General features: G+C 41.6%; 9 protein-coding genes and 1 pseudogene. 1 reads left to right on the forward strand and 9 read right to left on the reverse strand.

The window, feature by feature from the left end; all coding sequences use genetic code 11:
• Positions 1-23: 23 nt before the first annotated feature.
• Positions 24-2,573, reverse strand: a complete 2,550-nt coding sequence (locus tag ACT7WV_RS04395) for a PhoD-like phosphatase (protein WP_445101731.1) — start codon at positions 2,571-2,573, stop codon at positions 24-26.
• Positions 2,574-2,907: 334 nt separating this feature from the next.
• On the opposite strand from ACT7WV_RS04395, the gene ACT7WV_RS04400 reads away from it, so the two are divergent.
• Positions 2,908-4,221: an HlyD family secretion protein gene (locus ACT7WV_RS04400; RefSeq protein ID WP_445101732.1), complete on the forward strand. Its 1,314-nt coding sequence runs from the start codon at positions 2,908-2,910 to the stop codon at positions 4,219-4,221.
• A 115-nt stretch (positions 4,222-4,336) separates the two neighbouring features.
• Here the strand turns inward: ACT7WV_RS04400 and ACT7WV_RS25810 are convergent.
• The 8 genes and pseudogenes from ACT7WV_RS25810 to ACT7WV_RS04445 all read right to left on the reverse strand — a co-directional run bounded on the left by ACT7WV_RS25810 (position 4,337) and on the right by ACT7WV_RS04445 (position 11,739).
• Positions 4,337-4,957: pseudogene (locus ACT7WV_RS25810) on the reverse strand (hypothetical protein).
• A gap of 130 nt (positions 4,958-5,087) precedes the next feature.
• Complete coding sequence (gene csx2, locus ACT7WV_RS04415) at positions 5,088-6,347, reverse strand: TIGR02221 family CRISPR-associated protein (RefSeq protein WP_445101735.1); 1,260 nt, start codon at positions 6,345-6,347, stop codon at positions 5,088-5,090.
• 10 nt (positions 6,348-6,357) lie between these two features.
• Complete coding sequence (cas6, locus tag ACT7WV_RS04420; protein ID WP_445101736.1) at positions 6,358-7,125, reverse strand: CRISPR system precrRNA processing endoribonuclease RAMP protein Cas6; 768 nt, start codon at positions 7,123-7,125, stop codon at positions 6,358-6,360.
• Positions 7,126-7,175: 50 nt separating this feature from the next.
• On the reverse strand, positions 7,176-8,480 hold the full coding sequence (csm5, locus tag ACT7WV_RS04425) for a type III-A CRISPR-associated RAMP protein Csm5 (protein ID WP_445101737.1): 1,305 nt from the start codon (positions 8,478-8,480) through the stop codon (positions 7,176-7,178).
• Between the two features lie 26 nt (positions 8,481-8,506).
• A complete protein-coding gene (csm4, locus tag ACT7WV_RS04430; RefSeq protein ID WP_445101738.1) occupies positions 8,507-9,613 on the reverse strand; it encodes a type III-A CRISPR-associated RAMP protein Csm4 in 1,107 nt (368 codons plus the stop codon).
• On the reverse strand, positions 9,610-10,569 hold the full coding sequence (gene csm3 / locus ACT7WV_RS04435) for a type III-A CRISPR-associated RAMP protein Csm3 (protein ID WP_445101739.1): 960 nt from the start codon (positions 10,567-10,569) through the stop codon (positions 9,610-9,612). The genes csm4 and csm3 overlap by 4 nt, the downstream gene beginning before the upstream one ends.
• Positions 10,570-10,571: 2 nt before the next feature.
• A complete protein-coding gene (gene csm2, locus ACT7WV_RS04440) occupies positions 10,572-11,108 on the reverse strand; it encodes a type III-A CRISPR-associated protein Csm2 (RefSeq protein ID WP_445101740.1) in 537 nt (178 codons plus the stop codon).
• Between the two features lie 67 nt (positions 11,109-11,175).
• Positions 11,176-11,739, reverse strand: coding sequence for a Uma2 family endonuclease (locus ACT7WV_RS04445; protein ID WP_445101741.1), 564 nt, complete (start codon positions 11,737-11,739; stop codon positions 11,176-11,178).
• Between the last annotated feature and the right edge of the window lie 5 nt (positions 11,740-11,744).

Below are 11,744 nucleotides of genomic sequence, written 5' to 3' on the forward strand. Positions count from 1 at the left end.
TCTTCCTGCTGCTGTTCCTGACGTCAAGTTGAGCAATTTGTGGCAGAAACCGATTGCTCAACTGAAGGTAATGATGACGGCACAGTATCAAGGCTCAGTGACACAAAATATCGGCTATAAACAACACTATTCGGTTGCCAGGGTGGCTGCCAATAAAGATCTTGTATAACAGCTTTAGCCGCCTCATTATTTTGGGGCCACACAAAGCTAATTAGACCAAAATTACTGTGTCCTACAACTTCTTCGCCCTCTTGCACCCAAGGATTTCGCCAAAGAATTGATACTAAATTCGTTGCCCTCCCTAACCAAGTCACAGGTTTTTTTTGCTGAGGTATTGTAGATAAGATCTCTTGTTCTTTCCAGGGAGCAAAAGCTGCTTTTTGGCGTTTAATCCACTCCACATGATATTGCCAGTCAGGCAAGGAATTGCTATCTTTAGGTAAAATTTTCCAAGCAACGTCCAAGTTACCACGGCTTCTTGGTATTTGCCGTACAACTGGCCCAGTAGTCGGCAATGCCAAATCAAGGCTTTGTACCCTTCCTTGAACTACTTGAATTTCTACCAGTTGCGGTGGCTTATTCCATCCTACCCAGTCCTGGGGCGGCTCTAATGCTAAAGATTTTAGTTTGGTATGGATTAAATGGGTTTTAAACTCGCTATTTTTGAAAGCGCTGGCTGTTAGTTGTGCTAACGTACCTGAGTTTTGAAATCTTACTGGTAGAACACCTGATTGCGGTTGAGAATTTTCTGAACGGGGGTTATGCCAATAATTCAGGCGAACGGCACCGCCGAAATGTATATCACCGGATAGTACCACTACCCTCTGCCGTCCTTTGAACAGCTCAGCCAGCATTCGAGAAAAAGCGGTCTTATTTAAGTTCCAGGCATCACCTACATCCGAATCGAAAACATTGCCTTTTTCCAGTTGCTGCTGTTGCACTAAATCAATAATTTGCAGACTCACCATATTAGTTGGCACCACGACCAACGTTACTTCAATCGCAGAATCACCATTTTGTTTAAGCTGATCAGTTAATTCTAGAGGTTCCCTAATTTGTTGTTCAAAAGCTGTGGGAGATAGAAGCATCGGCGGTGCGATTTCCCCTTGCTGCCCTTGGGGATAACCTCGCCAAGTGCGAGTATCTAGCACTACCACTTCGTGCTTTAAGCTTCTGAGAGTGTAGTGCCACTTTAAATATGCTGTCCCGTCAGGATAATCTCGATCCAGAACAAAAACTCCTTGATCAAATTTCAGCTTAGGTAGACCAGTTCCCGGTTCAAACTGAGGCAACCCTAAGCATTTGGCAATGGCTACAGAGGCCGACTGGTCTGTTCCTCCTGAGTTTGACCAAATTGTTGCCGCTTTCAGCAAATTTTCACCAGGCTGCCCTTGCTGAAATTGCTCCGGCGTGTTCCCCCAAGCTTGAAAAACCGCATAAGCTAAGAGACCATTCTGTACTACACGCCTGCCCAAAGGTTTACCCAACACACTATTACACCAAGCACAATTCATGTACCAGTCATCGCTGATGTCATGGTCATCAAAAACCGTGTAGGTTGTCACATTCGCCAGAGCCCGCCGAACCTTCCATAATCCACTAAGGCAGTCTTGAAGTTGACAAACTTGCTTATCCCACTGCTGAGCCCGTTGACTGTCTTGGTAAACTTCCTTTCCTTGAGCAAAAATATCTGGCCACAAAATTGGTGACCAACAGAGCAGATACACTGACAAGTATTCGCCCAAGCTCAACAGGTGGCTTTTGGCTTCCTCGGGACTATCCAGCAGCATCGCCGTGAATCCGCCATAATGCTGGGCAATATCACTGCGTTGTCCAGGCTTGAGTTCACCAGGTTTCTTGTACTCATAGCCAGTAGCTGAAATTTGCTGAAGAGGTAGATTTTCTTCCCAACCAAGCAGGGTATCACCAGCTTCTGTTGCCAGCCACAGTAAGGGTTCGGCAACATCGTCCGCATAGATTTGGTCACCCGTCAAAAAGAGCTGATGCAATCGAGAATTAGGCTGATCAGCATGATACTTAATTAAGTCATCAAGTAGGGGTAGCGCATCTTGCCCACAGCCGTGTAACTTCCGACAAGAACCGTGAGCCAGCCGCAAGTCATTTAAGTCTGAGGGCGGCATCGCAAAGGTGGGTAATTGATGCGGAAAATAGCTAACGGTGATGGGGTATTGGCTTTGGGTGTTGGGGTTTGCTGTGTTGAGTGCTTGAGCAAGATTCTCTTCTTGGTCGCCAAAACTCAGATCATAGGCATAGAGTTGTCCTGAAGTTAGCTGATAGTGATCGATTGACTCAGCCGTAACGGCAACAATGTGTAAATACTTACCAAGGGGTACTGTCGAATGCGAGCCCTTAAGTAACAGTTCCTGGATAACAGTGCCATTACTCGCAGTAGCATAAACTTTGAGGGTAACTTCACGAGGGGCTCTCAGAGCAATCCATACTGTAACAGAGTTATTTTTCGTCTGCCGCAGGGTCGGCCCTGCCAGAATTAGGGGCAACTGCTCAATACGAGCACTGAGGGGTAAAGGGTAGCCTTTTTTGCTTAATAGCATCGAGGGAAGAGGGTAAAGTCTAGCAGCTGGGACACAAAACAGGCGCGAGAGGGGTTCGGGGGAATCTAAAATCCCTTTCTCTATTATTATGGAGGCGATACAGATTACCCTGCGACAAAAAGGGTATGTTCCTCAACAATCAGTAAACAAAAATTTTTGCGATCGCCTACGACACCAGCAAAGTAGATTGCCTTCTAGCACACTCTTGATTACTTAGTTACTCACTAAACTCCTCAACTTTTTCCTTTGCCCTCTTTGCGGCTCTTCAAACCTTTATTATAAGTAGACTGAAGAAGATTAGTTAGTTGGTAGCGGCACAAGGAAACAAATTATCTTGAGTGACACTAATCCAGAATTTCTCCAACCCGTTGAACCAGACGAATTTCTTCCCCCTATTGGCTGGTGGACAATTATCGGGGGATTAGTTCTTTTGGGCGGTTTTGGTGCTGCCATCATCCTTGCTAGTGTCCTTCAATACAAAATCACTGTCAAAGCCCCTGCTACGATTCGCCCGGTTGGCGAACTACGCATTGTTCAAGCAGCAACCGAGGGAATTGTTAAAAGTATCGAAGTAAGGGAAAATCAATCAGTCAAACGAGGAGAAGTGATCGCCTATATCGATGACTCCCGCCTGCAAACCCAAAGCAAACAACTACAAACAAATATCCAACAAAACCAGAGGCAACTTGAGCAAATTAGTGCTCAGGTTAAAGCTCTCAATGAACAAATTAGCGCCGAGAGCGATCGCGCTCAACGTACTGTAGCGGCTACTCGAGCAGAACTAGAGCGAGTTCAACGAGAATACAAAGATAAGAGAATTACCACTCAAGCAGAAGTGCAGGAAGCTGAAGCGGCTTTAGAATTAGCCAGAGATGAACTAGCTCGTTATGAAAAACTAGCAGACACGGGCGCGATCGCACAACTACAAATCGAAGAGAGACAAGCCTCTTTGAAAACTGCCACGGCCAGACTTAGACGGATCAAAACAGCGCTTAATCCTAGCGTAGCACCCGTAACGGCAGCTCAAGAACAAATTGCCCGCGAACAAGCGACAGGTAAAGCTACCTCCGCTACCTTGAGAAGAGAACGAGAGGCATTAACCCAACGGCGTATCGAAATCCAGAACCAGATTGAGCGTGACAGACAAGAACTACAACAAACAAAGAATGATCTTGCTCAAAGTGTCATTGAAGCGCCGACTGACGGCACAATCATCCAACTAAATCTGCGCAATCCAGGTCAATTTGTGCGCCAAACGGACACGATTACCCGAATTGCTCCGAGTCAAGTTTCTTTGTTAATCAAAGCTCTGGTGCAGACCCAAGATCGCGATAAGATTGCCCTAGATCAAGAGGTAGACATCCGGATTGATGCTTGTCCTTATCCCAGTTTTGGCACTCTCCAAGGCACTGTCCAAGGAATTTCTGCCGATGCGATTACTCCTCAATCTAGCGGTACTTCTAATCAGTCTGTAGCTAGTGCAGCCATCTATGAAGTAACTATCGAGCCGGAAAGCTTGTCTTTGAAACAAGGGAAGCGCCAATGTGTTATTCAACCCGGTATGACAGGCAGAGCTGATATTATTTCCCAAAAAGAGACATTTTTAACTTTTATGTTGAGGAAAGCAAGACTACTAACAGATCTGTGAACAAGCCAGCTTTACTTGAAAAAAAATAAATCTAAAATCTTATGAGTAAATGCTTGCAAAAACGACTTTTCTAAATAGATACAATAAAATTGGCTTTCTTTCCTGTTTTAAAAAATTATGTTGCTAACTTCTCCTCCAGTTGCAATTTACACTGGAGGAAAATATAGTTAACAGCAGCAAATAATTTATCTAGCTCCTGAATGCTGTAAAGAATAATATTTCGGGTATAATTCTTGACTGACAGCTTGCCGAATTGCCAGCGATTACTGTTATAAACAATCCCGAAAACGGTCATTTGTGGATCTTCATTCAGTCGTTGCGCTGTTATCAGATCGGCTAAGCATTTTCCCAAAGCTTGATCAGATTTGTCTTGCTTAGCCTCTACTAGTAATAAATAAGGTTTGTCAAAGACGACTTTTCCTAAGAAAGAACGCTTAGCCAAGGTATACTCAGGGAAAACTGAAAGATTATCATCATAGAGCAGCAGCTGGTGACTCCATAAAACAAACTTACTGTGATAGTGTTTTCAAACTTCTTTCAGTACTGGATAAATCAGGTTTTCCGAGATGGCGAATTTTGAGTTATCTACAATGCCATCTCTCATAACTATTTGCAGGTCTTCTCAGAAATGGTCAGGGATGTTGAATTCTGTTTCGACGATGAAGTCTGTTTCGGTGTATTTAATCTTAAATTCTTTGACAACCCCACCGATACTCTTGTAACTACTGACAGTCATCATTGACATCACAATTAAGCGTTTAATACTTGGTCAACATACAGGGTTAATTCTGGAAAAATTCAGGATATAATTAGGTTTTTACCTCAATAGTGAGTGAAAGTTCGCATTGGTGCAGGAGAAGAGTTCACTAACTTTCATCTTGTACTAAACCCCATACCAATGCTATTGCGTGAAGTTCTTCTACGATTTCTTTTGTTTGCTGAACGATATCTTCAGCACTTTTAGGTTTTTTGCGGAAACCTGAGTGTAGTACATCATTACGCAAATTGGCTAAATTAAACTGACCTCCCCAAAGATTATTTAATTGTTTTCTTCGATTTTTCTGAATATTTGACCATTGCTCTAAATAGAGTGACTCTTGAATTGTATTACCATCTTGATCTTTTAATTTACCTCCAGCTAACAGGAGTTCCATCTCAGCTCGATTTGGTTTTTCAACCTGTGGATCTAGGCTGAAGTGGTAACATAAAAGTGAAGGTAGCCACTCTCGTGCCATAGATAAAGCTTGAACAGTTTGCCCCTTCTCTGCATACCATTTAACCATTTCAAGTTGTCGCAACAGAGATGCTTTAGCAGTAAGAATGTGCTCATCTGGGTTTGCCAAACCGAAGTTGCCATAATCTTTTTCTACACGCCCCAGCAAAGTAGCAAATGGTGGTATTGATTTGGAAACAATAGGGGTTGCTTCTGCAATATGATTAGGTAACGAAGCAGCTTCTCGCATTACATCCATTGGTCGTAAAAGTCGTAAACCTTGGGCTATATCATTGATACTGGTTGCTAAATGCTCAGTTTTGGTATTACTGTTATGTAGCAAACTAGCTAACGCTTGTCCATTACCTGTTTTAATAAATTGGTCAGTTGCAGTTGTCCACTCTAGTAAACTGACAATTGGCATTAAATCAAAGGTAGGTGATTCATTGGTTTCTTTGTTCCTAGCTTCCCATGCACCATAAACAAGTCCTTCAATTTTTACATTGCGTACCACGCGCAGATAACTGACGGCGATCAAAGCTAACACAGGTAAAGAACGAAAACCATGTGTGATGTCAAATACTACATGATCATTTGGCTGTAAGCGGCTAGTCAATATTTCAAAGAGCTTCCAAATATCATCTGTGCTATTTTCTTGAGGTACATTATAGATAGGTTGTAAATCTACTTTGTCTGCCAGAAGTTTTTGTAAACTACTCCAATTTGTTTCTGTTGCTCCTCTAGGAATGCATGTTTCTACTGTCTTGGTTAGCAAGACGTAGAGAGTTTTAGGTTGGTAAAACTCCACTAATGCTTCTTGAAAAAAAGGAGTCGTGAATCCTTTCCCATTAATTGGGTTAAGGTAAGTAGTGTCCTGATATTTAGTGAATCCAAGAAAAGAAATCGCTTTCATACTTCATCCTTTAATTTTCTAAATCAACATCTGTTTGCCCCATTCCCAACCGAGTCTTAACCCCAGTTCCAGAAAAGGAAGCATAATTAATCAGCAAATTAGCGACATTAGCTAATAAAGGTTCAACTTTGTAAGAAACTTGCAGCTTTACATCTCCAGTAAAACCAGTAATGTATCCTCGATGTAGCTGAAAGGTGCGAGTTTGAATTCTATGACGCTTAACTCTGATGGTACTACTCAAGTAACTAACTAACTCATCCCCACCCAAATAAACTGGAGCAAAGTTATTCCACTTTTCCAACCAGCTACGAAACATTAAAGCAGGTACGGGTAAAGGTAAATGAGTTCGTTGTTGAGAAAAAGAGGTAGAGGAGAGAAACTGCAATGCAAACTGTCTGACAGGTTCAGGTTCCTCTGCTACTAACTTAGTATAGAGTTGCTCGTAGCTAGTAGTTTCATCTTCACGATTAATTAGATTAAACCTAGCTCCCAAAAACGCTAGACTGTCCGATAAGTCAAGGGAAGCGATCGCTTTTGCCGCTTTTTCCTCTAATCCTGACAAAGATAACTGGTAAAACTCCTCTGGATGGAAACTGAGGAAATCACCAGAACGGGAACAGCAACCGTTTAATCCTGAAAAAGTTACAGAAGGAATTACCTCGCTACCTAGTACTAATCCTAGCTTTTCGTGTAGTACTTTTACCAGTTCTAGACCATAAGGGCGAGGTAAAACTGCTGTTTCATTTGTTGTTAATGTCCAGGTGGAACGAATTAGCATGGGTATAACGATATGTTAGATTTTATCAACCGCAGGTAAACATAGATTACTTATCTCTGTAATTTAAATTTCACCCATCCTGGTACATAGCTAATTTCTCCTTGTGAGTTGACGATAGTACGGCGAGATTTTGGTGCTTCAAAATTGGGTGCAGCAATTCCGCAAGCATCTCTTAACTCTGCTTTAGTTTCTTCTTGGAACAGACAGTTAATTGTAGTTCCCAACATGCCACTACCCCAGCCAAGTCTTAAGCTATAGGGACATTGAGGTTTTGAATAAAACCTTTCCCAAACTAAATCGAAGTTGAGATATTTTCCTTGATGGCGATTATTGCCAATATTTTCCCAGTATTTAACCTCACTATCCCATTGTGCTTGGGCAAATTCTTGGCAAATATTAAGGAGTTCGTCGAGATTTTGGAAAGGTAACTTCATCCCCTGGCGATGGCGAAACCATTTGAGCATTTCTTTATCCAGGGTAAGGGTAAATTCAGTCCTGACGTTGTACACTATCTCAGCATAAATCGTCGCTCTGTACTTAGCCTGCCAATCTGGAAGAAAATGACTAGAGACAATTACTTCGGCTACAACAGGGACGTTAAACCAAAGTGACTTTCCTTTTTTATTAGTGAGTTTATATTTTAGTAGTGGCTGAGAATCAGAAACGTGAATTGCTCGTAAAATATCTGTATTTTGTATTGATTTCGTCTTTCTCTCTTTGTCTTGGTAGTACAGGGAATAATTAGAAAATAAGTTATCCATGAATAGCTCATCATCGGCAAACTTTTGCTTCCAATTGTTTTTAAATTCTCCTGCATTAAGTTTTTCCCTCAATTTAAGCTCAATCTCGCTGACTCGCTGAGAAGAGGGAACTTTGTATTTATCTGCATGTTTAAGCAGGTAATAAGCGATCGCAGTTCTGATAGCCCCTTTAATTGAAGAACCAGGGATGTATAATTGTCCCATCCCATTGCGGATCATCGGACGTAAATCGGTAACTTGCTGATTTTCCTGCTGCATCCACTTAGAACAAACATCGGGGAAAATTTCTACCCCTTCAGGAGATTTAGCCTTTGTCCAATTCTCGCCAAAAGCTTGTCTGAGCAGACTTTCAATCGGACGCTGATTTTCAATTGCTTCTATATAATCTTGTAAAAAGCTTCCTCCCTTTTTTTGTAATGCTTGAGCAAGTGCTTCTTGATTGGGAAGATAAACTTTAGAGGCGGTTTGGACATATTCAAAGGGATTGAGGCGGGAAACCTCGGAACCGATGTGTAGCATATGACTGGTTAACTGAATCGTTTTTGATTCATAAACCTTGGGTTTGGTAAGAGATGTTTGAGCAGAAGTAGTCATAATATTGATAACTTAAATCTGACAATTTACGTCTTGCTATTTTGATGGGAAGGTTGGTCAATCAAAATAGGTAGACTGAGGCTAATACCATTGCGGTAAATGGCGTGAGTATTGAAACGTTCTGGTGTGACATCCGCTAGTTGTCCAGAGGGAGGTGAGGAGAAAACAGAACCTTCGGCAAACATCCGCACTTTTTTACGCCGCAATTGTTGTCCAGAGAAAGGAGAACCAATCCAGCCACCACGTTCTATGATTTCGTAGCTGGAATCTGTAAGAAATTCTGAGGATAGGGATTTTTGCCAAAATAGACTAATTAAGCAGTGGCTGTTTCCTTCCTTAAATTCAGCTACTTCTCGCCAATTAAATGGCAAGTCTGACCAACAATCAACCTTGAACCTGCCAGCACCACTAGAACGTTCTCCCCCCAAACCTTCCTCACCTAATAAATTGAGTGCAGTATGAAGGCGGTTTTCTAAATCTTCATCTGTTTCGGGAAATTGCAGAAGAAAATACAAACCAGAATGCTTTTTGTCTCCATTCTCATTTTGCTCATTTTCAAAATGCACAAAGCCAGTATGATAAAAGTTAGTGGCTCTAGTAACCCGGTCTACGGCAACTTTTGGTAATTGGTGTTTTTTGAAGGTAGAACCGTAATCAAAGACTCCAGCATCATGTAAGTCTCCACTGGCGTTACTTTTATAAGTAGTTTCTGTTAGTTCTGTGCGATCGCTTCCTTCATCCCCTTTGGTAAATCCTTCTCCCTGATACCATCGCTGCCAAACTTTCAGGGGTAAATAGTTTAGCTTTTTGTAAGTTTTGAAAAAAGCGAGGTCATTGTCTTTTGGATAGCTGCGGGGAAATGCTAAAGGACGAGGGAGGTAGTAGGTAAACTCATCACCTTGTTGCCGATAGATGAAAGTCGAACTCATCCGCACTGGTGGAGAGTTGAGAAATTGCTGTAACAGATTCTCGACTGCCTTACCGCCAAAGAGGCGAACATAGGCATTAATCCAAGCACTGAATAGAGTATCAGAACTTACTCTTTCTGCTGTTTCTTCTAAACCAATACCTAGTTCGCCAAAGTGGACGGGATTCTTTTCAAAATTGAGTCTGACTAATTTCCAGGTAATCACTGTGTATCTCCTGTAAGCAATTTGCCAATGGCATCAAACTTACCGAGTAATTCCTCAGTATTGTTTACAGGCTGTGAAAATGATGTAATTAAACTCTCGAAATCAGTATTTCCTTCTTCAAGCTGACGGCGATAGGCATCAAAATCATGATAGGAAAACTCAAAATTCTCGAATTTGACCTTGCCATATCCTCTAGAACCATGTCCACCGAGAGCATCATCCTCTAAAATGGCAAGTGCGATCGCTAAATTCTGTAAATCTTCAACTGCTTGTTCTGCGTTTTCGACAGTGTAGACAATCTCAAATTTAAACCTTGAACCGGCTGGTACTCGTTCTAGTTGTCTAGGATTAGCTGCTGCTGTCACCCTGTCTATGCCATTCTCGAATTTCCACTCAGTCATGTATAGTCCGGTGTCAATTGTTTTTAGCTGTTGTGCAGAGTCATTTAGTAGATGACAGTCTCGAACAATTAATCTTGCAGGTGCATTGCGTCCTTTTATTTTGGTGTATTCTTCGTCGTTTATAGTGCGATTACCATTTCCTGACAATCCTTGTTCTGTTGCAACAGAAGATTTAATCCAACAATTAGTACCAGTGGAACCAAACAGGCGGCTAATCTGACAATGTTTAGCACCTTCATAAGGAATTAACTGTCTCTCAATTTCTGTGTAGCCATCTTCTATGTCATCACTTTCATAGCGATAAGTACCACTTCCACCACCACGATTTAGAGGTTTCCTCAACAAACGTTCTAAAGTTGAACGTAGTTTTCCCTTAATTGACGAACCAGGTAAATAGGGTTGCTGTGTCAATGGGTCACGAATTACTGGTTTATCTAGTCCGCCGATATCTAAATTTTCGCCACCGCCGCCGATGTGCAAACCTGTTTCAACCACTAGGGTGCTGTTGAGGCGAAATTTACCAAGTAATGGTTTTTGTTCTAGTGATGCTGGCATAGTTACTCTCCACCTTCTGCTTTGTGATAAGCAATGATTGATTCGATTAGCTGGACTAAACGTTCAAAATCTTCTTTGAAACTTTCTAGGTCTTCAGGAGTTTTCACCTCTTTCTTAAGTTTGTCAATTGCTGCGCTGAGGACATCTCCAAGTTTCTTAATCGCCTCGGTTTGACTTTTATTAGCATTTGCACGATTAGCTGCATAAACCAGTTTTGGTTTAAGCATAATTACTGCTGTTTCAATTTTGGAAAACTTACCTCCTTGAGATAGTTCAAATTTCAGGCGGTTAATGGCATCTAGAAACTTCCGAATCTGATTAGTTTTCAAGTTTTGCTTCTTCAGGTATAAACCAAAAATTTCAGCCTGTTCAACAAGAGTGCGAATCGGATAGGTTTGCAGTTCTCCTGGTAAATCTTTGATAGTCTTGATAATCTCTTTACTGTTGTCTACTCCTAAATTGGTTTTGCCACTATCTGCCAGTTGCTTAGGAGAACTGTCCTTGGATAAAATCTGTTTTTTATTCTGTCGTTTTTGCATAGTTTAAAAATGGTTGAGTTAAGTAATTCTATCCAGGTAGCGATCGCCTACAAATAAACTACAGCTTTTATACCTTCAAAACCTGAGCAACAGTTAACTCAAGTTCTGGAAAAGTCTGAGAGATGATTTTTTCTGCTCCTCTATACTCCGTCTCCTCATACAATCCTTCAACTAATAACAGAACTGTCACTTTCTCTTCAGCTGGATCAACAATCCAATATTCAGGAATGCCGATTGCACCATATTCAGACCGCTTGAAGCGATAATCTCTGGTTACTGACTCAGGACTGACAATCTCTACAGCTAATAATGCAGGGGATTCAATGACGGCTGACTCATCTAAATATTCCTGAATTTGCTCCATGGCCACTACGCATAAGTCTGGAAGTCTAGACCTTTTAATTGAGGTTCGTACACCAATTCCTTGTAACGGAACCCAATGTAAATTGAGCCTACCAATTTCGGATTCAAAAGCATTATTGAGCAGACGAATAATTAGAGCATGGCGAACTGTAGGTGGGTTCATGATAACTAATTCTCCATCCACTAATTCATAGCGATTATTCGTTCCATCGTCATAAGCTAAGTATTCTTCAAAGCTTAGTTTTGGTATAGTAGAAGTTGTAGCCATAGATT

Source organism: Symploca atlantica LB2515 (genome assembly GCF_052546295.1).